At 62.0% G+C, this 23756-nt stretch carries 26 protein-coding genes and 1 pseudogene; 23 read left to right on the plus strand and 4 right to left on the minus strand.

Annotated elements, in window-relative coordinates:
• Positions 1–366 precede the first annotated feature (366 nt).
• From X265_RS38235 to X265_RS38315, 16 genes are all read left to right on the plus strand, one after another.
• Positions 367–1329, plus strand: coding sequence for an NADH-quinone oxidoreductase subunit B family protein (locus X265_RS38235; RefSeq protein ID WP_128930103.1), 963 nt, complete (start codon positions 367–369; stop codon positions 1327–1329).
• Positions 1330–1386: 57 nt separating this feature from the next.
• A complete protein-coding gene (locus X265_RS38240; RefSeq protein WP_128930104.1) occupies positions 1387–2985 on the plus strand; it encodes a nickel-dependent hydrogenase large subunit in 1599 nt (532 codons plus the stop codon).
• A gap of 107 nt (positions 2986–3092) precedes the next feature.
• Positions 3093–3404, plus strand: a complete 312-nt coding sequence (locus X265_RS38245; RefSeq protein ID WP_128930105.1) for a hypothetical protein — start codon at positions 3093–3095, stop codon at positions 3402–3404.
• 22 nt (positions 3405–3426) lie between these two features.
• Positions 3427–3744 (plus strand): hypothetical protein, encoded by a 318-nt coding sequence (locus tag X265_RS38250; protein WP_128930106.1) that lies wholly within the window; start codon positions 3427–3429, stop codon positions 3742–3744.
• 24 nt (positions 3745–3768) lie between these two features.
• Positions 3769–4251 carry a hydrogenase maturation protease gene (locus X265_RS38255; protein ID WP_128930107.1) on the plus strand — a complete coding sequence of 161 codons (483 nt, stop codon included), beginning with the start codon at positions 3769–3771 and terminating at the stop codon, positions 4249–4251.
• Positions 4251–4559 carry a hypothetical protein gene (locus X265_RS38260; protein WP_128930108.1) on the plus strand — a complete coding sequence of 103 codons (309 nt, stop codon included), beginning with the start codon at positions 4251–4253 and terminating at the stop codon, positions 4557–4559. Before X265_RS38255 ends, X265_RS38260 begins: the two co-directional genes overlap by 1 nt.
• Before the next feature lie 54 nt (positions 4560–4613).
• Positions 4614–5675, plus strand: a complete 1062-nt coding sequence (locus X265_RS38265; RefSeq protein ID WP_232995559.1) for a tetratricopeptide repeat protein — start codon at positions 4614–4616, stop codon at positions 5673–5675.
• A 28-nt stretch (positions 5676–5703) separates the two neighbouring features.
• Positions 5704–5913 carry a hypothetical protein gene (locus X265_RS38270; protein ID WP_128930109.1) on the plus strand — a complete coding sequence of 70 codons (210 nt, stop codon included), beginning with the start codon at positions 5704–5706 and terminating at the stop codon, positions 5911–5913.
• 259 nt (positions 5914–6172) lie between these two features.
• A complete protein-coding gene (locus X265_RS38280) occupies positions 6173–7042 on the plus strand; it encodes a NifU family protein (RefSeq protein WP_128930111.1) in 870 nt (289 codons plus the stop codon).
• 50 nt (positions 7043–7092) lie between these two features.
• Positions 7093–8244 carry an NHL repeat-containing protein gene (locus X265_RS38285; protein ID WP_245478060.1) on the plus strand — a complete coding sequence of 384 codons (1152 nt, stop codon included), beginning with the start codon at positions 7093–7095 and terminating at the stop codon, positions 8242–8244.
• A complete protein-coding gene (gene hypF, locus X265_RS38290; protein ID WP_128955153.1) occupies positions 8241–10697 on the plus strand; it encodes a carbamoyltransferase HypF in 2457 nt (818 codons plus the stop codon). Before X265_RS38285 ends, hypF begins: the two co-directional genes overlap by 4 nt.
• A complete protein-coding gene (locus X265_RS38295; RefSeq protein WP_128930114.1) occupies positions 10667–10957 on the plus strand; it encodes a HypC/HybG/HupF family hydrogenase formation chaperone in 291 nt (96 codons plus the stop codon). The genes hypF and X265_RS38295 overlap by 31 nt, the downstream gene beginning before the upstream one ends.
• Before the next feature lie 4 nt (positions 10958–10961).
• Positions 10962–11654: a D-sedoheptulose-7-phosphate isomerase gene (locus X265_RS38300; RefSeq protein WP_128930115.1), complete on the plus strand. Its 693-nt coding sequence runs from the start codon at positions 10962–10964 to the stop codon at positions 11652–11654.
• On the plus strand, positions 11651–12781 hold the full coding sequence (gene hypD, locus X265_RS38305; protein WP_128930116.1) for a hydrogenase formation protein HypD: 1131 nt from the start codon (positions 11651–11653) through the stop codon (positions 12779–12781). The genes X265_RS38300 and hypD overlap by 4 nt, the downstream gene beginning before the upstream one ends.
• Positions 12778–13845 (plus strand): hydrogenase expression/formation protein HypE, encoded by a 1068-nt coding sequence (hypE, locus tag X265_RS38310; protein WP_128955154.1) that lies wholly within the window; start codon positions 12778–12780, stop codon positions 13843–13845. Before hypD ends, hypE begins: the two co-directional genes overlap by 4 nt.
• 8 nt (positions 13846–13853) lie before the next feature.
• Positions 13854–14195, plus strand: a complete 342-nt coding sequence (locus tag X265_RS38315) for a hydrogenase maturation nickel metallochaperone HypA/HybF (RefSeq protein ID WP_128930118.1) — start codon at positions 13854–13856, stop codon at positions 14193–14195.
• Here the strand turns inward: X265_RS38315 and X265_RS42540 are convergent.
• Positions 14141–14485 carry a hypothetical protein gene (locus tag X265_RS42540; protein ID WP_308421686.1) on the minus strand — a complete coding sequence of 115 codons (345 nt, stop codon included), beginning with the start codon at positions 14483–14485 and terminating at the stop codon, positions 14141–14143. The two genes, X265_RS38315 and X265_RS42540, sit on opposite strands and share 55 nt — an antisense overlap.
• Before the next feature lie 18 nt (positions 14486–14503).
• Here X265_RS42540 and hypB point away from each other — a divergent pair, with 18 nt between their 5' ends.
• Together hypB and X265_RS38325 are read left to right on the plus strand one after the other, a co-directional pair.
• The gene (hypB, locus tag X265_RS38320; RefSeq protein WP_308421687.1) at positions 14504–15172 is read left to right on the plus strand and encodes a hydrogenase nickel incorporation protein HypB; all 669 of its coding nucleotides are present in this window, start codon (positions 14504–14506) and stop codon (positions 15170–15172) included.
• A gap of 15 nt (positions 15173–15187) precedes the next feature.
• A complete protein-coding gene (locus tag X265_RS38325) occupies positions 15188–15874 on the plus strand; it encodes a sulfite exporter TauE/SafE family protein (protein WP_128930120.1) in 687 nt (228 codons plus the stop codon).
• 642 nt (positions 15875–16516) lie between these two features.
• Here X265_RS38325 and X265_RS38330 read toward each other — a convergent pair.
• Positions 16517–17020, minus strand: coding sequence for a MarR family winged helix-turn-helix transcriptional regulator (locus X265_RS38330; RefSeq protein WP_128930206.1), 504 nt, complete (start codon positions 17018–17020; stop codon positions 16517–16519).
• An 83-nt stretch (positions 17021–17103) separates the two neighbouring features.
• On the opposite strand from X265_RS38330, the gene X265_RS38335 reads away from it, so the two are divergent.
• The 3 genes and pseudogenes from X265_RS38335 (at position 17104) to X265_RS38345 (ending at position 19926) form a co-directional block, all read left to right on the plus strand.
• Complete coding sequence (locus tag X265_RS38335) at positions 17104–18327, plus strand: cytochrome P450 (RefSeq protein ID WP_128930121.1); 1224 nt, start codon at positions 17104–17106, stop codon at positions 18325–18327.
• A 12-nt stretch (positions 18328–18339) separates the two neighbouring features.
• A pseudogene (locus X265_RS38340) lies at positions 18340–18664 on the plus strand (2Fe-2S iron-sulfur cluster-binding protein).
• A gap of 50 nt (positions 18665–18714) precedes the next feature.
• Complete coding sequence (locus X265_RS38345; RefSeq protein WP_128930122.1) at positions 18715–19926, plus strand: ABC transporter substrate-binding protein; 1212 nt, start codon at positions 18715–18717, stop codon at positions 19924–19926.
• 261 nt (positions 19927–20187) lie between these two features.
• On the opposite strand, the gene X265_RS38350 is transcribed toward X265_RS38345, so the two are convergent.
• Entirely contained in the window at positions 20188–20853 is a 666-nt protein-coding gene (locus X265_RS38350; RefSeq protein WP_128930123.1) for an RraA family protein, read from the minus strand.
• A gap of 26 nt (positions 20854–20879) precedes the next feature.
• A complete protein-coding gene (locus X265_RS38355) occupies positions 20880–22088 on the minus strand; it encodes an aspartate transaminase (RefSeq protein WP_128955156.1) in 1209 nt (402 codons plus the stop codon).
• Positions 22089–22260: 172 nt separating this feature from the next.
• Here X265_RS38355 and nac point away from each other — a divergent pair, with 172 nt between their 5' ends.
• Both nac and X265_RS38365 read left to right on the plus strand, forming a co-directional pair.
• Positions 22261–23199 carry a nitrogen assimilation transcriptional regulator NAC gene (gene nac / locus X265_RS38360; protein ID WP_128930125.1) on the plus strand — a complete coding sequence of 313 codons (939 nt, stop codon included), beginning with the start codon at positions 22261–22263 and terminating at the stop codon, positions 23197–23199.
• Positions 23200–23312: 113 nt separating this feature from the next.
• Positions 23313–23753, plus strand: coding sequence for an acetyl-CoA carboxylase biotin carboxyl carrier protein (locus X265_RS38365; protein WP_128930126.1), 441 nt, complete (start codon positions 23313–23315; stop codon positions 23751–23753).
• Positions 23754–23756 lie beyond the last annotated feature (3 nt).

A 23756-nucleotide genomic window follows, 5' to 3' on the forward strand; every position in this document is an offset into this window, starting at 1 on the left:
GCATGTGGCAATCGTCACGGCTGAGTACCGCTGCTCGTCTTCAAAAAATCAGCACCGAACGAGCGATACTTCAGCCTGCCTCAGGGAAGGAGCTTTGGGCACCGTCACCCCGTAACAAGGACTAATGCCAACCCTTGCAATATTTGATGCGCTGCAACGATCATTGCTTACATTGACAAGCTGGTATGCATAGCAAACTTAGTATGCGCGGCGTCACACACCGTAGATCGCCCTGCGAAGTCAGCTGACGCTTAGAATCCTTGAGCTTTTTGAAAATTGCAAGGTACGAGCCGCTCGGCATGGTCCTTGCTACCTCCTTCCGACAAAGATGCCATGCCAGCGCGTCTGATTTGGTGGAGGAAATAGATGACTAATCTTCTTTGGCTCCAGGGGGGAGCGTGCTCCGGCAACACGATGTCGTTTCTCAATGCCGAGGAGCCAAGCGCCTGTGATCTCGTCACAGATTTCGGCATCAACGTCCTATGGCACCCATCGCTCGGCCTTGAGCTCGGCGAGAATCTGAAGAAGCTTCTCAACGCGCTGACATCAGGACAGATGCCGCTCGATATTTTCGTGTTCGAGGGCACGGTGGTCAACGCGCCGAATGGCACTGGCGAATGGAATCGCTTTGCGGGCCGCCCGATGAAAGATTGGGTCACCGATCTTGCCAAGGTCGCCGGCTATACTGTCGCGATTGGCGACTGTGCAACATATGGCGGTATTCCCGCGACTGCTCCCAATCCGTCAGAAAGCCAAGGACTACAATTTCTCAAACGTCAGCAAGGTGGCTATCTCGGCACAAGCTACCGATCAAAGGCAGGCTTGCCCGTCATCAACATACCGGGATGCCCAGCCCATCCGGATTGGATCACGCAAATTGTCGTCGCGGTGGCGACCGGCAGAGGTGCTGAACTCTCGCTCGACGAGTTTCAACGCCCAAAGACGTTTTTCACGAGCTTCACCCAGACCGGCTGTACGCGGAACATGCATTTTGCCTATAAGGTCTCAGCCACGGAATATGGCCAGCGAAAGGGGTGCCTGTTCTACGATCTCGGCTGCCGTGGACCGATGACGCATTCACCCTGCAACCGCATTCTCTGGAATCGGCAATCGTCGAAGACCCGAGCAGGCATGCCGTGCATGGGCTGTACCGAGCCGGAATTTCCGTTCTTTGAGCTGGCCCCCGGGACGGTATTCAAGACCCAGACTCTGATGGGCGTGCCCAAGGATCTGCCGTCCGGCGTTGACAAAGCCGGTTACGTCAAGCTGACCGCGGCCGCGAAAGCCGCCTCACCAGCATGGGCCGAGGAAGACATCTTCGTCGTCTGACGAGTGTCCTGCTCACAGACCTGTCGCTCAACCATCAGTCATCAGGAACCGATTCACATGCCAAGCGCAGTGCAAACTCTGGACATTTCGCCGGTCGGCCGGGTCGAAGGCGATCTCGACGTGCGTGTCAACATCCAGGATGGGGTCGTGGTCGACGCCTGGACCCAAGCGGAGCTGTTTCGCGGTTTCGAAATCATTCTGCGTGACAAGGATCCCCAAGCCGGCCTCGTTGTCACACCGCGCGCCTGCGGCATTTGCGGCGCCTCGCATCTGACCTGCGCCGCATGGGCGCTCGATACGGCCTGGCAGACCGAGGTGCCACGCAACGCCATCCTGGCCCGAAATCTCGGCCAGCTCGTCGAGAGTCTGCAGAGCCTTCCGCGCCATCACTACGGGCTCTTCATGATCGACTACACTCACAAGAATTATTCGAGCTCGAAATATTATAAAGAGGCGGTGAGGCGCTACGCTCCCTTCACCGGCGCAAATTACGAAATCGGCGTGACGATTTCTGGCAAGCCCGTCGAAATCTATGCTCTGCTGGGCGGGCAATGGCCCCACTCGAGCTACATGGTACCGGGCGGGGTGATGTGTGCCCCGACGCTCACCGACGTGACGCGCGCCTGGTCGATCCTCGAGTATTTCCGCCGCGAATGGATGGAAAAGATATGGCTAGGCTGCTCGCTCGAGCGGTACGAACAAATCAAAAGCTATGACGATTTCATGGCCTGGCTTGATGAAACGCCGCACCACGCCAATTCTGATCTGGGCATGTTCTGGCGGATGAGCATCGATTGCGGCATGGACAAGTATGGTCAAGGTCACGGCCGCTTCGTGTCCTGGGGATACCTTCCCCACGAGGACAAGTATCAGAAACCGACGATCGAAGGCCGCAACGCCGCGGTCATCATGAAGAGCGGCGTCTACGATGGCCGTAGCGATACGTTCAAGCTCATGGACCAGAACTTTACGCGCGAAGACACAGCCCATGCTTGGTACGATGAGCCGGGTGGGCTGCATCCGTTTGACCGCAAGACTGTACCGACCCAGAAGAACGCCGTCGACATGGGTGGAAAGTATTCCTGGGCCACCGCCGTGTGTCACGATGAAAGCGGCCGGCTCGAAGCTGGGCCGCTATCGCGGCAGCTGATCGCAGGCGGCAAGCACGGCGAGAGCTGGCAACATTACGATCCGCTGGTCCTTGATATGTACAAGAAGCTGGGGGGCGCCAGCGTCATGCTCAGGCACTTCGCCCGCATGCACGAAGGTGTCAAGTTATACCGGCAAGCTGAACACGCGCTTCGTGAGTTTCGGCTGAACGACCCGTGGTATATCAAGCCCAACGAGCGCGACGGGCGCGGCTGGGGCGCCACAGAGGCAATCCGAGGAGCGCTGTGCCATTGGATCGACGTCAAGGACGGCAAGATCAAGAACTACCAGATCATTGCGCCGACTACCTGGAATGTTGGACCGCGGGCGGCGGACGGCACCCGAGGACCGATGGAGCAGGCCTTGATCGGCTCGCCTATCAAGGATCCGAGCGATCCCGTTGAAGTCGGCCATGTCTGCCGCTCCTATGATTCGTGCTTGGTTTGCACGGTCCACGCGCACGACGCAAAGACAGGAGAGGAACTGGCGCGCTTTAGAACAGCCTGACCGCAAACTCGCTCGAGTCACTGGATTGCATCAACAGGCTTCGTTTGGTCATTCTCGCAGGCCGAGCGAACCACGGTGGATCACTACGTCAAAAGGCGCGTCGCACAATGGCGTCCGAAAACGGGGCTACCCTGAAAGCCATCGCCGATATGCTTGCGGATGGGCTCGAAACGCAAGTCGAGCCCTTTCCCGAGACGGACAAGGAATTTGCGGAAATTTTGCTGCAGCTGCGTCAGCTCGATACGAAGGACCTCAAGGCCAAACTCGTGATCTCGGGGTTCCTCGACCATCCTTACGGACCTGACAGGCAACGCTGCCTGGAATGCATGTACTATCTCGTGCACCGCAAATGGTGCGATCTGCCAGAGCTGTCTGTGCCTGTCGAGCCGGACTGGTGGTGCCGGCTATGGCGCATCTAGCTTCTCACCCGAGGCGCTCGTCATGGCCTCCGCCAGCGATGAAAGCTTACGTTCCCGCATCATCGGTCTCCTGACCTCTGGTCTTGCCACGGACGTGTATCCGCGCGCAGACAGCCATGAGCAAGTTCAGCGGCTTGTCTGCGACCTTCGCCTTGCAGGCGATGATCTGGAGGCTAAGCTCAAGCTCGCGGGGTTTACCTCATATCCGATTGAGCACGCCGGCATTACGCAGCTTTGCGAAACTTGCATGTACTACAAGGTGCACCAGCGCTTCTGCGAGCTGCCGGAACTGAATGTGCCGGTCGAACCCGATTGGTCCTGTAAGCTCTGGCGCATCTGATGCGCCTCATGGAAAGGGCACGCCGTGATTGCCGTGGTTGCTTGTGGAAATCCAAATCGTTCCGACGACGGCGCCGGTCTTGCTGTTCTCGGGCAGCTCAAAGATCGGGGGTTCGGACAGAATGCTGACATTCGTCTGCTCGACGCTGGCACCGACGGGATGGCGGCGATGTTCGCTGCGCGGGGCTGCCGAACGCTGATTATCGTCGATGCCTGCAGATCCGGCTCCGAGCCGGGCGCAATCTTCGAGGTCCCAGGACACGAATTGACCAAACCTTATGGAGGTGGACTTAATCTGCACGACTTTCGCTGGGAGCACGCACTTTTCGCCGGAAAGGCGATATTTCGCGATGCGTTTCCCGACGATGTCATCGTATTTCTGATCGAGGCAGAGCAACTCGATCTTGGTCTGTCGCTATCTTGTCGTGTATCGCAGGCGGTCATGAAGGTCGCCGCTAGGATCGAAGAGTTGCTGCGAACGCCCCAGGAGGCCGTGCCGGTGGGCTGATGCCAAATCTTGCGGTCACCATCAAAGACGGCTCGCTCTACTTTTCTGCCGCGCTCTGCAGACGCTTCTTCGATGGCCTTCAATGCGTCATCCTGCTCCGACGAGACAACGATCTTTGCATCCTGCCAGTCCGTCACCAGGCGGGCGGTGGATATCTGTTGAAGATGCGCAACATCGCTGGTGATCGCGTGGTGCATGCACCCGACTTCTTCAGCGAGCACAATGTCCCGATAGACGTCCGCGAGTTCGCAGCCGAATGGTCCTCCGCTGACCAAGCTCTCATCATCGCGCATGCGTTCGATTTGTAAACTTTCTTTACATTTCGCTTATTGAGTAGACAGACTGAAAATTTGGCTGCAAGATTGATCCGCATCAATGACGCGCGGCAAATCAAGCGCTCGGTCCGGGAGGACACCTTGGCGGCAGGCCTTCTGAGCGAACAGGTACGCGCAGCCTTGCAAGCAGCGGAGGCCGAGACGGCTACGCCGGCCGAGCGAGCCGAGATGCTCATGGAGATCGGAATAGGGCTGCAAACGAGGCCCAAGTCGCCGGATGAGATCAACTCCGCAATAGAACTCTACGACAAAGCCCTGACCGTCTGTCCCGGTGAGCTGGCTTTGCTGCGATCTCGTATTCTGGCGCGCAAAGCAACGGCGCTGCAGGCGATGCCCGAGCAGGGCACAAAGTCAATCGAGCTCGCTCGGTCCATCTTCGAAGCCATCATGCCAGAGCTCACTCAACTCGCAACGCTTGAAGAAACCGCGGAAGCCGAGATGAATCTCGGGCTGTGCATCCAAAGCCTCGCTGCCGTTGGCCGCGCAAAGATCTCTGAGGCGATAGCAGCCTATCAACGCGCCCTTCGTACCTTCACTCGAACGAGCCACCCCAAAGAGTACGCCATTCTTCAGAACAATTTGGCGACGGCCTTTCTCTCCATGCCGATGACCGATCAGCGCGGCAAAATGCGAGAGGCTCTTGCTGTTCAAGCCTTCGAGGAAGCGCTCAAAGTCGTGACTCTCGTCGATGATCCTGTCGAATACGCGATGTTGCAGAACAACCTCGGCAATGCCCTCCAATATGTCGCCTCGAGCCACGTGCTCGAGAATAATCTTCGCGCGCTTGAGGCCTATGACGAGGCACTTAAGGTCCGCACCCGCGAGACGATGCCGATCGAGTACGCGAACACCATCTCGAACAAGGCAAACTGCCTGTGGAATCTGCCCGGTCATGCCTCGAACTCGGAAACCGGCAGGGGCATCAATCTCTCAATGGCCCTCGTCTATTACAGAGAGGCGCGCGAAATATTCCTGGCCCATGGAGATCCCGGTCGCGCTCAGATCGTCAGCGAGGCCTCCATGCAGATCGAGCGCGAGCTGATGGAGCTGTCGGCGCTTCTCGATCGACCTACCACCCTGCATTCCTAGCAAATCTGGATCGAAGGAGTTCTTGCAAATGAGCGTGTCACTTACTCCGGCAATATTCGCCTTAAGTCTCGGTCTGGCGATGATTGCATCAATCGCAGGAGGAATGGTCGGCGGCCTCATCGTCGGCGGAAAAGTGCTCGGAAATGAGCTCGCAGCGCTGCTCGGTGGTTTCTACGGCCCGTTGGCTGGAATTGCCGGCGTTTTCGTCGGCCTTATCGCTCTTTCGATCATCGCTTGAGGAAGATGACATGTGGGCAATGACACAGAACTCCATCTTGTTGTTCTTCCGCGGAAAGCTTTTCGCAGACCCAGCCAAGGCTTACCGGCAAATTGCGATCGGGGTGGCGGTCACAGCCATGCTGCTCATCATTCTTACGCTGGTCGGGGCGCCGATATGGGCGGCTTCAGCCCTGGCAGCAGCAATTGGTGGGGGCTTGCAGCCTTATCTCTTCCGAAACCTCCGCTATAGGTGAGGAGCGCGGCCGGCGCGAGATCGCATGAACGCTCACGAATCGACACCAACACTTCGGGAGGATCTCGCCGGCTTTGTCGGCGATATCGAGCGGTTGGAAACGGTCGTGGCGACCTGGGATGAAACGCAGCGGGGCGTCGTTTCCGCCTACAAGATCGCGATCGAAGCGCTCAATGCGGAAGCGTTCCGGCGCCTGATACGTGCCTTGAAGGCCGATCCCGCCGCGCTGGCCGCCATGAAGAGCGCAGCTTCGGACGAGCTCGTCTACGCGGTGCTGCGGCGCTACAACCTCTTGAGGGCGGCCCTCAACGAGCGGGTCGAGCAGGCACTCGAAAGCGTCCGGCCGATGCTGAAATCGCATGGTGGGGATGTCGAACTCGTCTCGGTTCGCCCGCCGGCAGTGGAGGTTCGGTTCAAGGGAGCCTGCGACGGCTGTCCCGCCTCGGCGCTGACATTCCATGCCGGCGTGAAGAAGGCGCTTCAGGATGTCTGCCCCGAGATCACCGACGTTATTCAGGTCAAGGGGCTGGCCGCGGCGAGCGAAGGCGGCGTTCGGTTCATCAGCCCCTTCGCGCTGAATGCGGAAGGACAGTGGATACCGGCGGGAGCTTGGGCGGATTTTCCGGAGGGCTTGGTCCGCGCGATGGAATTGGGCGGACGCAAGATCATCCTGTCACGTAGTGGGGAATCGATCTCCTGTTTCGAGAATGCCTGCGCGCATCTCGGCCTTCCGATCCATGATGGCGAGGTGCAGGGCGGCATCATCACCTGTCCCTATCATGGGTTCAGATACGACCTCGCCAGTGGCGAATGCCTGACCGCGCCTGAGGTGCAACTGCAGCCGCACGCGGTCAGGATCATCGGAACCAGGGTTGAAGTGAGGATAACGGCATAGCCATGATCACTTCAGCCGCAACCATTCGCTTGGACCGACCGCGCGCTAGGATGCGCGACAACCACGTGCCACGCCGGTTTCTCTCGCCGGCCGGCGCCCGCGTGATTCTGGGTGGAGAGGTCACGCCGGACGGACTTGTGCAATCGATCGTTCCGTCGGCCCAGACGTTGTTCGGCCCGCGTGGGGTGTGTCTCGACAAGAACGGGCCCATGTTCGTCTGCGACAGTGGCCATCATCGGCTGCTGATCTGGAGCCGCTGTCCGTCCTCCGATCAAGCGCCCGCCGATATTCTGATCGGTCAATCCGACTTCTCGCGCGAGGGCCGCAACGCCAAGCGCGACATCGGCCCCGACACGCTCAACTTCCCGACCGGCGTCGCTGCCGCAGACGGCATCCTGGCCGTGGCGGATGCATGGAATCACCGGATCCTGATCTGGAATCGCTATCCATCCGCCTCGAACCAGCCCGCCGATGTGGTTCTAGGTCAGGCGGACTTCGTCTCAGGCCTAGCCAATCGCGGAAGAGCGGTGTCTCGCTCCGACACACTGAATTGGTGCTACGGGGTCGCGATCTTCCAGGGCAGGCTGATCGTCTGCGACACCGGAAATCGCCGCGTTCTGATCTGGAACGGCATTCCGACCGCCAACGGCACGCCGGCCGATCTGGTCCTCGGCCAAAGAGACTTCGTCACCCGTGATGACAATGCCGGCGGCGACGTCTGTGCCACCAGCATGCGGTGGCCGCACGGCATCGCCTGCCATGACGGCGCACTCGCGATCTCGGACGCGGGCAACAATCGCGTCATGGTATGGCGCCATTTCCCCACCGTCAGCGGGACGCCGTGCGATTTCGTGCTGGGCCAGGACGATTTCGCGGGCGTCGATCACAATCGCAGCTCGTACGATCCATCCTCGAGCGCGATGAGCATGCCCTATGGTCTCGTCATCTGGGATGGCCAGCTCGTGGTCTGCGATACCGCAAATTCGCGGCTGCTTGGCTTCCATCTCCAGGACCTCGCCATGGATGCGCCGGCCACAGGGCTGGCGGCCCAGAACGGCTTTGCCGACAAAGGTGACAATCGCTGGCGCGCGGCAAGTCGCGACAGCCTGTGCTGGCCTTATGCTGCTTCGGCAGTCGGTCGGACTCTGGCGATCGCCGACACCGGCAACAACCGGATCCTGATCTGGGACAAAACACCATGAGCAGGCTCAACCTCGCCGCGCCGCAGAACCCTGTCGAGGTCGTTGAAATCCGGTTTCGCGGACGTGTGCAGGGCGTCGGCTTCCGGCCGGCGGTCTGGCGCCACGCGCGGGAACTGCGGCTTGGCGGCGAGGTGCTGAATGACGGAGAAGGCGTTCTGGTTCGCGTGCAGGGAGAACGGGCGATCATTGACATGCTCGTCGACCGCATCGCTGGCGATCCGCCGCCGCTGAGCCAGATCGAGGCAATCGAGATCACCGCCTATGCGGGCGTGCTGCGCGACGATTTTGCGATAGTCGAGAGCGCACATGGCGGGGCTCATACCGAGATTTCACCTGACGCGGCGCTCTGTGCCGATTGCGCGCGCGAAACCACCGATCCCTTTGCGCGCCGCTTCCGCTACCCCTTCACCAATTGCACCAATTGCGGGCCGCGGCTGAGCATCGTCGACGGCATCCCCTACGATCGCGCCAAGACCGCGATGTCGCCGTTTGCAATGTGCGCCGACTGCGCCCGCGAATACCGCGACCCTTCCGACCGGCGGTTTCACGCCGAACCGATCGCCTGCCATGCCTGCGGGCCCAAGGCGAAGCTGGTCAGGCTCGACGGGCGTCACTTTACCTTCGAGCAGTTTTCCATGCTTGACGATGTGGATGCGGCGTGCAGCCTGATCCAGAAGGGCGAAATCGTCGCCGTCAAAGGGCTCGGCGGCTACCAGCTCGCCTGTGACGCCACCCAGGCCGACACGGTCAGGAGGCTGCGCAAACTGAAACAGCGGGACGGCAAGCCGTTTGCCCTGATGGCCAGGGACGTTGACGTTATCCGCCGGTTCTGCGATCTCGCCGAACACGAGTTGGTCGCGTTGACAAGCCCGGCGGCCCCCATCGTGCTCCTGCATGCGAATGGGCCGGAGCACCTGCCTGACGAGATTGCACCGGGATTGCGGACGCTCGGTTTCATGCTGCCGACGACGCCGCTGCATGTCTTGCTGCTGCGGCGGATGGACCGGCCGGTCGTCATGACCAGCGGCAATTTGTCGAGCGAGCCGCAGGTGACGGGCGATACGGAGATGACGGAGCGCCTCGCGGGGATTGCGACGTTCGCGCTCACCCACGATCGGCGCATCGCCAACCGTGTCGACGATTCTGTGGTCCGGGTGGTGGCGGGCGGGCCGCGGCTCCTGCGTCGCGCCAGAGGATACGCACCGGCGCCGATCGCCCTGCCCAGGGGGTTCGCGAAAGCGCCCGATCTGCTCGCCATGGGCGGGGAGCTGAAGGCCACGTTCTGTTTGCTCAAGGACGGCGCTGCGATCCTGTCCCAGCATCAGGGCGACCTGGAGGATGTCGCGACATTCGACGATTACAGGAAGAACCTATCGCTCTATGCCGCGCTCTTCGAGCACGAGCCTACGGCAGTGATCGCCGACATGCACCCCGAATATCTGTCCTCCAAGCTCGCGCGCGAGCACCTGGCGGGCGGGACGCTGCCTTTGATGGAGGTGCAGCATCATCACGCCCATGTGGCGGCCTGTCTTGCCGAGAACGGATATGCGCTCGACGGCCGTCCGGTCCTCGGGATCGTTCTCGATGGTCTCGGATGGGGCGAGGACGCGACGTTCTGGGGCGGCGAGTTCATGCTCGCCGACTATGTCGGCTACACGCGGGCCGGTACGTTCAAGCCGATCCCGATGCTTGGCGGCGTCCAGGCCGTGCGCGAGCCCTGGCGCAATCTCTATGCGCATCTCATGGCGGAGATGAGCTGGGCCGAGCTGACAATGAATTTCGCCGAGCTCGAGCTCCATTCATATTTGGCGGCAAAGCCGCGCGCGCTGCTGGATTCGATGGCGCGCAACCGCATCAACGCTCCGCCAGCATCATCCTGCGGGCGCTTGTTCGACGCCATGGCCGCCGCCCTCGATGTCTGCCGGGACGCGCAGAGCTATGAGGGCGAGGCGGCGGCGCGGCTGGAAGCCATGGTCGACGAGAAAACTCTCGCCGATGAAGACGAGGCGCTGGCCTATCCGCTGACGATCCCCAATCTCGCCGGCACGGGTTTGCCCTATATCGAGCCGCTCGCGATGTGGCATGCGGTGCTGGGTGACCTGATCCTGAAGACACCGGCGCCGGTGATGGCTGCACGGTTCCACAAGGGGCTGGCCAAGTCCATCGCCGCCATGACACGCAAGCTCGCCGGCTCCCCCGAGGACGGCGAGCGACGCTTCTCGACCGTCGCGCTCACCGGCGGCTGCTTCCAGAACCGCATCCTATTCGAGGAGGTGGTGCGCCGGCTGGAGCGCGAGCAGTTCACTGTGCTGTCACATGCGCGCGTTCCGTCCAACGATGGCGGACTTGCTCTCGGCCAAGCCGTCATTGGAGCTGCGCATCTGATGAAATCAAACAAAGACTTCAGGGAAGGAAAGCCGTCATGTGTCTCGGTATTCCCGGGCGGATCGTAAGGATCGACGACGAAGCGAGAAAGCTTGCGACCGTCGACGTCAGCGGCGTCAAGCGGCAGGTCAACATCGCCTGCATCGTCAGCGAGGATCATCCGCCGTCGGCCTGCCTCGGCGACTGGGTGCTCGTCCATGTCGGATTCGCGATGAGCCGGATCGACGAGGAAGAAGCCGCGCAAACGCTCAAGATTCTCACAGAACTGGGTGAAGCACAGGCTGAAATCGAAGCCATGAAGCGTTCGGCAGCTGAGCCGGGAGGGTAGCGCCATGTCAGGCAACAGCGACCTGAAGGAACTTTATCCGTTTCTGCATGGCGGACAGCAGGAGCCGGCGCGGCTGGATGCCGCCCTCCTGCTCTCGGTCGAAGAGAAGGCACGCGATTCGCGCGACACCAATGCGCGCTTCTTTGCCGAGAACGCCGCGGTGCTGATCGCCGCGGCGAAAACGGTCGCGGATGTCTATCGCAACGGCGGACGGCTATTCTCGATGGGCAATGGCGGCTCGAGCTGCGACGCCTCGCATGTCGCCGTGGAGTTCGTCCACCCGATCACGGCGGGCAGGCCCGCACTGGCCGCAACCAACCTCGTCGCCGATCTGGCGATGATCTCGGCGGTCGGAAACGACCTCGGTTTCGATCACGTCTTCGTCCGCCAGATCGTGGCCCAGGGGCGGAAAGGCGATGCGCTCATTGGCATCTCCACCAGCGGCAATTCGTCGAACCTGATGGCCGCCTTTGCCAAGGCGAAGGAGATGGGCCTCGTGACCATTGGGCTTGCGGGCGGCGACGGCGGAAAGATGAAAACCGCGGGTGTCGTCGACCATTGCCTGGTCGTCCCGACGACGTCGATCCATCGCACCCAGGAGTGCCATGTAACCGCCTACCACATCCTCTGGGATCTCGTTCACACGCTCTTGGCTGACGACCGGGGATCGGCGCGAACGAAGGGAGCCGTGGCATGAAATATGTCGACGAATTCCGCGACGGCGAAAAGGCGCGCGTACTCATCGGCGAGATCGAGTCGCTGGTTTCCGGCATGAAACTTCCGGAGGGCCGGCCGCTTTACCTGATGGAGGTCTGCGGCGGGCACACCCATTCGATCTTCCGCTATGGGCTCGAGGGCATGTTGCCCAAGGCTATCGAGCTGGTTCATGGTCCGGGATGTCCGGTCTGCGTCCTGCCGATGGGACGGGTCGATGATTGCGTCGCGATCGCGGAGAACCCGAAGGTCATCTTCACAACCTTCGGAGACGCGATGCGCGTGCCCGGCTCGCGGAAGAGCCTCCTGCAGGCCAAGGCGGATGGTGCCGACGTGCGCATGGTCTATTCGCCGATGGACGCGCTCCAGCTCGCTCGGCGCAATCCCGCTCGCGAGGTCGTTTTCTTCGGCCTCGGCTTCGAGACCACCATGCCGTCGACCGCATTGACGATCCTGCAGGCGGAGAGCGAGGGGATCCGGAACTTCTCCGTGTTCTGCAACCACATCACGATCGTTCCGACCATCAAGGCGATCCTCGACAGTCCCGGCCTGCAGCTCGACGGCTTCCTCGGGCCCGGCCACGTGTCGATGGTGATCGGCACGGCTCCTTACGAGTTCATCGCCAATTTCTATCGCAAGCCGATGGTGGTCGCCGGCTTCGAGCCGCTCGACATCCTCCAGTCTATCTGGATGCTGCTGAAGCAGATCGCGGAGGGGCGGGTCGAGGTCGAGAACCAGTATGCCCGCGTCGTGCCGAGCGAGGGCAACAACGCGGCGCTGCGCGCGGTGGCCCAAGTATACGAATTGCGCGAGTTCTTCGAGTGGCGCGGGCTTGGATCGATCGATCATTCCGGCGTGCGCCTGCGCGATGCTTATGTGCATTTCGACGCGGAGCGCAAATTCGCGATTCCCAACGTCAGGATCGCCGACCCGAAATCGTGCCAGTGCGGCGAGGTGCTGAAGGGCGCACTCAAGCCGTGGCAATGCAAGGTGTTCGGCACCTCATGCACGCCGGAAACGCCTCTCGGAGCACTGATGGTGTCCTCCGAAGGAGCCTGTGCTGCCTACTACCAGTATGGCGGCCAAAAGCGCCAAGCGGAGGTCGTATGAATTTCGTCCCCTTCGTCAAGACGCGCACGCGCGGCAAAGTCAATGTCAGCTCGGTGACGCTGGCTCATGGCGGCGGCGGCAAAGCCATGAAGGACCTGATTGACGACGTGTTTCTGACGGCCTTCGGCGAGCACGCCTGTGAGCCGCTCGAGGATCAGGCGCGGTTCGATCTGGCGGTCTTCGCAGCCCATGGCGACAGGCTCGCCTTTACGACCGACTCCTTCGTGGTCGATCCCCTGTTCTTCCCGGGCGGCGATATCGGAAAGCTCGCGGTTTGCGGCACGGTGAACGATCTCGCCGTCGGCGGGGCGGTGCCCATGTATCTGTCCTGCGCGGTCATCATCGAGGAGGGCGTGCAGATCGATCTCTTGCGACAGGTCGCGCTTTCCATGGCGCGAACGGCTTCGCAAGCGGGGGTGCAGATCGTCACGGGCGACACCAAGGTCGTGCCACGGGGAGCGTGCGACAAGATCTTCATCACGACCACGGGCGTAGGCGCGATCCCTGCCTCGCTCGCGCTCGGCGTGGACAAGGCCCGCGCCGGCGACGCCGTCCTCGTGAACGGACTGCTGGGTGACCACGGTGCCGCCATCCTGTGCGCCCGCGGCGACATGGCGCTCGAGACGCCGATCGCCAGCGATTGCGCCTGTCTGCACGAGCTGATCGGCGCGATCCTCGCCGCCGCACCGGGCACTCGCTTCATTCGGGACGCGACGCGCGGCGGCGTCGCGACGGTGCTGAACGAGATCGCGGACGGCTCGGGGGTCTCCATCGAGATCGAGGAGGGCATGACGCCGATCCGCGAGGAAGTGAAGGCGTTCTGCGAGGTGCTTGGGCTCGATCCGCTCTATCTCGCCAATGAGGGCAAGATCGTCGTGATCGTTCCCCCCGATCAGGCCGAAGCCGCGCTGGCTGCCATGCGGCGAGATCCACTGGGTTTGGATGCCGCCCGTATCGGCCGGATCACCTCGGACCAGGATAGCCGCGTCATGATGCGGACGAGCTTTGGCGGACACCGAATGGTCGACATGCTCGTCGGCGAACAGCTGCCTCGGATCTGCTGAGAGGACCCATGCACGAGCTCGGCATCACCCGTAACATCGTGGCGATCGTCAGCGATGCCGCCAAGGGCCGCAAGGTCCGCCGCATCACCGTCGATGTTGGAGATCTCTCCGGCGTGATGGGAGAGGCGATCGCATTCTGCTTCGAGACCGTCGCCCGCGGGACGCCTCTTGACGGCACAGCGCTCGACATCAGGCGCGTGGCCGGGCGAGCGCTGTGCGCGACGTGTCGTTCGGAATTCGAGCAGGCGAGCCTGTTTGCGCCGTGCCCTTGTGGCTCGCGGCAGTTTACGCGCCTTCAGGGCGAGGAATTGAAGATCAGAAGCATGGAGATCGAAGGGGAGGCTGCCTGATGTGCGGACATTGCGGTTGCGGCGCCAAGGCGGGTGCCACGGTGATCAATCTCCAGACCGGACATGAAGCGAGCCTGGGCGGTGGGGAGACCGGTGAGCACCTGCATGATCATTTCCATGTCCACGCGGATGGCGTTGCTCACGCCCATTCGCATGACCATGATCCCGCCCACGTCCACTCTCACGCTGGACACGGCCATGATCACCATCATCATGACCATCATGATCACGGACATCATGGACGCCGACATTCGCATGACCATGCCCACGAACACGGGCATACCAATCATGACGAAGCTGCGGGCCTGGTGCTCGATCTGGAAGCCCGGATCCTCGCCAAGAACGACGTTTTGGCAGCAAGGAACCGGGCCTGGTTCGCCGGTCGCGAAATCCTGGCCCTGAACCTCGCAAGCTCGCCCGGCGCCGGCAAGACCACGCTGCTGGAGCGAACCATTGGCGACCTTCATCACGAGGTCAATCTCTTCGTCATCGAAGGAGACCAGGTGACGGCCAATGATGGGGAGCGAATTCGACGCGCAGGCGCCCCAGCAGTCCAGGTCAATACGGGCACGGGTTGCCATCTCGAGGCCGACATGATTGCGCGCGCTCTTTCAGAGCTGCGTCCACCGCCGGAATCGATCGTGATGATCGAGAATGTCGGAAATCTAGTTTGTCCTGCGATGTTCGACCTTGGCGAACATGCAAGGGTCGTCATCCTCTCAGTGACCGAGGGAGAGGACAAGCCGATCAAATATCCTCACATGTTCCGGTCGGCTGACCTCATGATCTTGAACAAGCTCGACTTGCTTCCGCATGTGGATTTCGATGTCGATCGCGCGGTGGCATACGCCAGAGACGTCAACCCGGCCATCGAGGTTCTGCAGGTCTCGGCCAGAAACGGCGCAGGATTTGAGGAGTGGTACGGTTGGATACGACGGCAAAGCAAGTTGCTGAAGGACACCGTATTTCCCTCTTGATGATTGGATCTTGCCATGTTCGGAATATTGGGGCTGGGACTGCTGCTGGGCATGCAGCACGCGCTCGAGGCCGATCACATTGCGGCGGTATCGAGCATTGCGGCGCGCCGCAGCGATGTGGGCGAGATCGTCAAGCATGGGTTGACGTGGGGAATTGGACACACCATCACTTTGTTCCTGTTCTCCGGGGCGGCTTTGGTGCTCGGATATGCAATTCCGCCGGGCGTTTCGCAACCGCTAGAGGCGGCCGTCGGCTTCATGTTGATTCTGTTAGGAAGCAACGTCATATGGCGCTTATGGCGCGAACGTGTCCATGTTCACCATCACATCTCAGATTTTCGTGCTCCTAGTCACAAGAGCGAAATTTGGCGCCCTGAGGCGCGCGCGCATGATCATGACCATGGTGCGCGCTGGCGGACGCTGGCGGTCGGGCTCATGCATGGGATGGCAGGCTCAGCCGCGCTCCTCGTCTTAACCGTCTCACAAGCGCCGAACCATCTAGCGGGGATACTTTACGTGTTACTATTTGGTATGGGCTCGATGATGGGGATGGCCGCACTGTCGTCGCTGATTGCGGTTCCCTTAGTCATCTCAGCCCGAACCTTAACTTGGGTCAACCGGTCTTTGCAGTTCGTTATCGGAAACATCGCGATGGGACTTGGCCTCTTGACCATCTATGGAACAGTCGCCGCCGCTGGCTAGCGAGAGGTCAGCTACCCTTCGCCATTTGAATGCGTCTTTTTTCTAAGGATGGTCCGGAGAATCGATACCGGGGGTGTCTCGACCGCCCCTAGCAGCGCGCTGCTCTCCTCGGTCGTGCCGCTTGGGTGCGACCCGGTAGATACGCTGCGCGAGCCAGCAAGCTCCCAATGACGGCGGCTCCCTTCGCTCTCGCATTTACGGACTTTATCTCTTCATCCTCTCGGCAGTCCCGGGTTGACATTAAACCGCTAGCGCCGTCTCGAACTTGGCCTCTATGTTAGTAGCGATCCTTTCCGATGGCTCGACATTGAGCATCTCGCCGCGCGCGCTGCCAGGATGCTCTGCCAGACGGCGGATTGTCGGCCCCTCGCAATCGACAAAGGGTCTATAAGCGGTTGCCGCCTATCCGCGAACCAGGAGAGGTTCGCGAATAAGGAAGGGAGGGTTCAAGCCGGAGGCAAAGGTTTTTTGTTGCCTAGGCAACTAATTCATGCGAACCTTCGCGCAAGGGAAGATGGCGGGACAACCGCTACGCCTTTCCTGGGAGGACCGATGTTCGGCAGGGATGGTATCGCCAGCAAACGCCGGCGCAAGCGTGAAGGTAACGAAGCCTTGCGTGCACATCGTGCTGTGCGCCCTGGCTTAGCTATCGGTATCCGTCACCGCGCCGAGATTTTCATGCAAACGGCGCAGCAGCCCGATCAGTATTTCCTGCTCATCCCTGGAAAGGCACGACAGCAGCCGCCGCTCGCGCCCAAGCGCCACGGCGATCACCTTGTCGTGGGTGGTGCGCCCCTTCGCTGTCAGGGAGATCGAATGGGTGCGGCCGTCATTCGGGTCGATGCGGATCGCGATCAGGCCTCGCTTCTCCATGGCGGCGAGCGTCCTGCTCACCGGCCCCTTGTCGAAGCCGATGACGTGGCAGATGCGGGCGGCCGGAATGCCTGGCTCGATTGCGAGCAGGGCAATGATGCGCCACTCGGTGACGTTGACGCCGAACGCGGGCTGATAGAACGCGTTCGCGCTCTTGGACAATTTATTGGCGATGAAGGTGATCAGAGCCGGGATGTAGCGGTCGAGATCGAGCAGCGGCGCATCGCCTTCAGTCGCGGTGTTGTGTCTCGATTTGCTGGTCGGTGGCTGCATCACGTCGGGGCTCGCTTCATGCGCTGCTCCAGAAATAAGGACATGCGCGAACGCTTCACAAGCCCAAATTTGCGAGGACTGCAATGACTGTACCGAGCGCCTGTGCTTCGACCGCCGGTCCAATGGCCATTCCACACCTTGACGTCGACCCCTTCGCGATCTCGTTCTTCGACGATCCCTATCCGACCCATGAAAGGCTGCGAGAGGCCGGCCCTGTCGTCTATCTCGATAAATGGAACGTCTACGGCGTGGCGCGTTATGCCGAGGTCTATTCAGTCCTCAACGATCCCCAGACCTTCTGTTCCAGCCGCGGCGTCGGTCTTTCCGACTTCAAGAAGGAAAAGCCCTGGCGGCCGCCGAGCCTGATCCTGGAGGCCGATCCCCCCGCGCACACCCGCACCCGCGCCGTGCTGTCAAAGGTGCTGTCGCCCGCGACCATGAAGCGGATCCGCGACGGCTTCGCTTTGGCGGCCGAAGCCAAGATCGACGAGCTGCTGCAGCGGCGCAAATTCGATGCGGTCGCCGATCTCGCAGAGGCCTATCCGTTGTCTGTATTTCCGGATGCGCTCGGACTGAAGGCGGAAGGGCGCGAGCACCTGATTCCTTATGCTGGTCTCGTCTTCAATGCCTTCGGCCCGCCAAACGAGCTACGTCAGACCGCAATCGAGCGATCGGCGCCGCACCAGGCCTATGTCGCCGAGCAGTGCCAGCGACCGAATCTTAAGCCTGGCGGCTTTGGCGCCTGTATCCATGCGTTCTCCGACACTGGCGAGATCACGTCGGATGAGGCGCCGTTGCTCGTGCGCTCACTGCTGTCCGCAGGCCTCGACACCACAGTCTATGGCATCGGAGCCGCTCTCTATTGCCTGGCACGCTTTCCGAAGGAATTCGCGCGGCTGCGGGCCGATCCGTCGCTGGCGCGCAACGCCTTCGAGGAAGCCGTTCGCTTCGAAAGCCCGGTGCAGACCTTCTTCCGCACCACGACGCGCGAGGTCGAGATCGGCGGCACGCGCGTCGGCGAGGGCGAGAAGGTCCTGATGTTCCTCGGCGCGGCGAACCGCGACCCGCGCCGCTGGATCGAGTCCGATCGCTACGACATCACCCGCAAGACTTCGGGCCATGTCGGCTTCGGCTCCGGCATTCACATGTGCGTTGGCCAGTTGGTAGCGCGGCTCGAAGGTGAGGTGGTGCTGTCCGCGATCGCGCGAAGGGTTGCATCGATCGAAATCTCCGGTCCCGTCGAGCGCCGCTACAACAACACGCTGCGCGGGCTAGAGAGCCTGCCGATATCCATCACCCCGGCCTGACGAGGACCTTTGATGCCAGCCATTACTTTCGTTCATTCCAACGGCAATAGCGATCACCTCGACGCCAGCGACGGGGAGAGTGCGATGCAGGCGGCAACCCGCTACGGCCTCGACGGCATCCTCGCCGAGTGCGGCGGCAACGCCATGTGCGCGACCTGCCATGTCTATGTCGACGACGCCCTGGCTGGCGCGATTGCCGGCCGTCCGCGACGACGAGGACGCGCTGCTCGATGGCACCGCCGCGGAGCGGCGGCCGACGAGCCGGCTGTCCTGCCAGATCAGGATCACGTCTGAGCTCGACGGTCTCGTGCTGCGTCTGCCGGAGCGGCAGGTCTAGGTTCCAGTTTTCGGCAACGACCGACTCGCGGGAGTGAGGGAGGACAAAGAATGAAGCACCTGGGGTGGACCATTGCGCTTGCCGCAAGCTTTTGGGTCGGCGCCGCGAACGCGGAGATTTCGGATGGCGTCGTGCGTATCGGCGTGCTCAACGACATCTCCGGCATATTCCAAGACACCAACGGCATGGGCTCGGTCGAAGCCGCACGCATGGCGGCGGAAGATTTCGCCGGCGGCGGCAAGGACGTCAAGGTTGAAATCGTCTACGCCGATCATCAGAACAAGGCGGACGTCGGCTCGGCCATTGCGCGAAAATGGCTCGATGTTGAAGGTGTCGATGCCATCGTCGACGTGCCGAACTCGGCGGTGGGCCTTTCCATCAACAATGTGCTACGCGACAGCCGGATGACGTTCCTGGCGTCCTCCACCGCGAGCGCCGACCTAACCGGCAAGGCCTGCTCGCCCAACACCATCCAATGGGTCAACGACACCTGGGCGACCGGCAACACCACGGCGGCGGCAATGATGTCGCACGGCGGCAAGGAGTGGTACTTCCTCACCGTCGATTACGCGCTCGGTAAAGGCATCGAGGCGGAAGCGCAGAAATATATCGAGGCGCATGGCGGCAAGGTGATCGGCTCCTCCAAGCATCCACTCGGCACTTCTGACTTCGCCTCCTTCCTGCTTCAGGCGCAGGGCTCGAAAGCCCAGGTGATCGGGCTTGCCAATGCAGGCGGCGACACCATCAACGCGGTGAAGCAGGCGGCTGAGTTCGGTATCCAGCAGAGCGGACAGAAGCTCGTTGCCTTCCTCCTCTTCATCAACGACGTCCACGGAATGGGATTGAAGGTCGCTCAAGGACTGCAACTCATGGAGGCTTTTTACTGGGACATGAACGACGACACCCGTGCCTTCGCCAAACGCTTTGCGGCACGCCCCGGCATGAACGGCAAAATGCCGAGCGGCAATCAAGCCGGCGTCTACGCCTCCACGCTCGCCTACCTCAACGCGGTCGCCGCTACTGGCAGCGACAACGCCAAGGACGTCGTGCCGCAGATGAAGACGTTCAAAGGCCACGATAGGCTTTTCGGCGATACCGCGATCCGTCAGGATGGCCGCGTCGTGCATCCGATGTACCTGTTCGAGGTCAAGAAGCCGGAGGAGACGAAATATCCGTACGATTATTACAAGCTTGTTTCGACGATCCCGGCAGACCAGGCGTTCCGGCCAATGGTGGAGGGCGGCTGTGCGTTGGTGAAGTAGGGAGCGCTGCCGAGTAACCAGGACATTGGCACGCTTCACGTTTTGGTGCGGCGTTTCCAGCCTGCAGGAAGTACCTGCGAACTGGCTGGTTGGTAGCGGCCGGGGTTGCGATTTCGCTGTCCGGGCTGCGCCGCGAGCCATGATCTCAAGAGCGCATATCCGTGACTCCGCCCGGTGTCCTTATCTCAAGAGTTCACCTGGCTCTGCGGTTGTTCTGGCGTGAAGACGCCGCAGCAAGCTTTAACAGAGGCAGAAACGCGCTCAATTGGCGCAGCGCGCTTCCAGCGCGTCGACAAAGGAACGGTCCCAGCGGCCCTCGCGAATGGCCTGCATCGTCGCCTCCTCCTTCTGATGTTGAGCCATCGCCTTCTCGATCACGCTTGCGGCAAGACCGGGCGGGAAGGCGAGAAGTCCATCTTGGTCCCCGACGATCACGTCTCCCGGATTGACCACCATACCGCCGACCGTGATCGGCACGTTGATCTCCCCTGGACCGTCCTTGTAGGGGCCGCGGTGGTTCACGCCGCGGGCATAAACGGGAAAAGCTCGTGCGCCGATTTCGGCCGCGTCCCGAATGGCGCCATCGAGCACCATGCCGGCGAGACCCAGCGAAGCGGCGGCGAAGGTCATGATGCCACCGACCAGAGCGTTGGTAGTGTCTCCGCCGGCATCGACCACCATGACGTCTCCGGGCCGGCAGAAATCATAGGCGCGCAGAATGGCGAGGTTGTCCCCGCCACGCGTCTTCACGGTCACCGCCGTGCCGGCCATGGGGGCGGGCGAATGGTAGGCGCGAAGACCGATGCTGCCGCAGTTGCGGTGCAGTTGATCGCTCAGCAGCGCCACCGCGATGCTCCGCAGCTTGGCGACGGTGGACGGGTCGACCTGGGGAGCGGAGGGGTTTCTGACGATTCCGGGATTGGTCATGGAGGATGCTTTCGATCAATTTCAGGTTAGTGCAGCTCGGCAACTGCACGGGCGATGCGATCCGTGCCTTCGTCGAGCGCCGCTTGCGATGTCGCGATCGAGGCACGGAAGAATGGCGACAGACCGTAGGCGGTGCCCTGGACGACGGCCACGCCGGCCGCCTCCAACAAGTACATCACGACGTCACTGTCGCTCTCGAGGCGAGTCCCGGCCGGCGTTGTCCGGCCGATCAGGCCTGCACAATTGACGTAGAGATAAAACGCTCCGTCGGGCGGCCGGCAACTCAGCCCGGGGATCGCGTTGATACGCGCGAGCGTGCGATCGCGACGCGCCCGATAAGTCGCAACGGTCTCGCCAACGAAGCTCTGGTCGCCGGTGAGCGCCGCGACCGCCGCCGCCTGGCTGATCGAGCAGGCATTGCCCGAGGCCTGCGACAGCAGCGTATTCAGCGCGCCGACGAGGTCCGCGGGGCCGGCGATCCAGCCGATGCGCCAGCCGGTCATCGCATAGGTCTTGGATACGCCGTTGATGGCGAGGACGCGCTCACGCAGCTCGGGTGCTGCGTTGAGCAGATGCGGCGTACTCTCGCCGTCGAAACGGATGTGTTCGTAGATGTCGTCGGTCATGACCAGCACATGCGGATGGCGGGCGAGAACCTCGGCAATCCCGCGATATTCCGCTGCGGAATAGCTTGCGCCGGTCGGGTTCGATGGCGAGTTGATCAACAGCCAGCGCGTCTTCTCCGAGATCGCCGCCTCCAGCTGGGCCGGCGAGATCTTGAAGCTCTGGCTTTCCGGACAGGCCACGATCTTAGGTATTCCTTCGCAGGCGAGCACCATGTCCGGATAGGACACCCAATAGGGCGCTGGGATGATCACCTCGTCGCCGGCCTCGAGGGTCGCTTCGAGCGCGCTGTAAATGGCGCTCTTGGCGCCGTTGGTGACGACGATCTCCGCGGGATCGTAGACGAGGCCGTTTTCGCGCTTCAGCTTGGCGACGATCGCCTGGCGCAGCTCCAGCGTGCCGGCAAGCACCGTGTACCGCGTCTCTCCCTTCTCCATCGCCCAGACGGCGGCAGTGCGAATATGCGCGGGCGTGTCGAAATCCGGCTCGCCGACCACAAGGCTGACGATGCTCTTGCCCTCGCGCTTGAGCGCGCTCGCCCGATCCGCAGCCGCCGTGCTGGGCGAAGGCTTGATGCGTCTGACGCGCGCGGAAATACGAGAACGGTTCATGGCAATTGACCCCGGTCTGGAGAGGTGCGACGCTAAAGACAGCCGCCGGCGCTGACCAACACGAGTTCAATCTGGCCTGATAGGCATATCTTATGGTTGGATTCCTCCTCGGCGCCCCGTTGAATGCCGCGCAGCCGGGAAGGCCGCTGCGCCGATCGATCCGAGGGACAAGGTGAATCTGAGGCGTCTTCAGTATTTCGTGAAGATCGTCGACGTCGGCAGCCTGACGCAGGCCGCCGATGTGCTCCATGTCGCGCAGCCGGCGCTCAGCCAGCAGCTCGCGACCTTGGAGGGCGAGGTCCGCCAGCAGCTCCTGGTGCGCACCAAAAGCGGCGTCGTGCCCACGGAAGCGGGCAAGGTGCTGTATCGCCACGCGCAGCTCATCTTGCGTCAATGCGAGCAGGCGCGCGCCGATATGAGCGCGGCGGCCAAGAGCATCTCCGGTGCGGTCGCCGTCGGACTTGCGCCTGGAACGGCCGCGGCCGGACTCGCGCTGCCGCTGCTGCGGACCGTGCGCGCCCGCCACCCTGGCATCCTGCTCTACCTCAACGAGACCTACGGAACGACGCTCTCGGAGCTCGTCATGAACGGCCGGATGGATCTCGCCGTGCTCTACGGCGGCAAGACGGCCGTTCATGGCCTCTCGTTCGTGCCGCTGCTGCGCGAACAGCTCTACGTGGTCGGCCCCGCCAGCATGATGGCCCCGCCGGGCGAGATCAGCGTGCCAGCGCTGGCCGACATGGATCTCTATCTCGCCCGTCCCTACAACGTCGTGCGCAAGATGGTGAACGAAGCCTTTGCGGCGATCGGTCAGGCGCCGAAGGTCGTCGCGGAAATCGAATCGGCGAGCACATTGACGGCGGTGATCGCCGACGGGCTCGGCGCGACGATCCTGCCGGAATCGATGGCCCGACAGGTGGCGGGCTCCTGCGGCGGCTGGCAGTCCCGCATCGTCGATCCGATCATCGAGGCGCCGTTGGCATTGTGCCAGTCCGATCATTTGCCGCTATCGGAGCCGGCCCAGGCCATCAAGGAAATCCTGCTCGAGCTCGTTGCTGGGCTGCCTGGCAATCTCGTCGTCGCCGAGGAGCGGGCGCAGAAAGCGTCATAGCGCTCTCTTATATGGGCAAAGCCAAACCGTCTTGGTCGGGGAAGACCGCCAGCGGTAGCGTTCGTCGGTAGGTAGCGACGCCGCGGGCGCCGACCTCGACGAACGGCCGGAGCATGGATCTCGATCGTATCAAGTCACTGATTGACGCCATGGCGGCTTCCGATCTGGCCGAGATGGAGTTCAGCCAGGGCGGCATGTCATTGCGGCTGGTGCGCCGACCGCAGCCGACCGAATCGCGGCCGGCGGTGCCAGTGGTCGCCGCCACGGCGCGCCCCCCGAGCCGTCCCGAGCCTGCGCAACCGGCACCGGTCAACGCCGCGGCGGATGGCGTCGTCGCGCCGCTGTTTGGCGTTGCCTATCTGCAGCCCGATCCTGACGCGCCGCCCTTCGTCACGGTGGCCCAGGCGATCACCGCCGGCACGACATTGTGCGTCATCGAAGCCATGAAGATGTTTCACGAGGTCCGTGCCGATCGGGACGGCGCCGTGATCGCAATTCTCGTCTCCACCGGGCAGGAGGTCGAGGCCGGGCAAGAACTGATGCGGATCAGGTAGGCA

The organism is Bradyrhizobium guangdongense (genome assembly GCF_004114975.1).
GTDB lineage: Bacteria > Pseudomonadota > Alphaproteobacteria > Rhizobiales > Xanthobacteraceae > Bradyrhizobium > Bradyrhizobium guangdongense.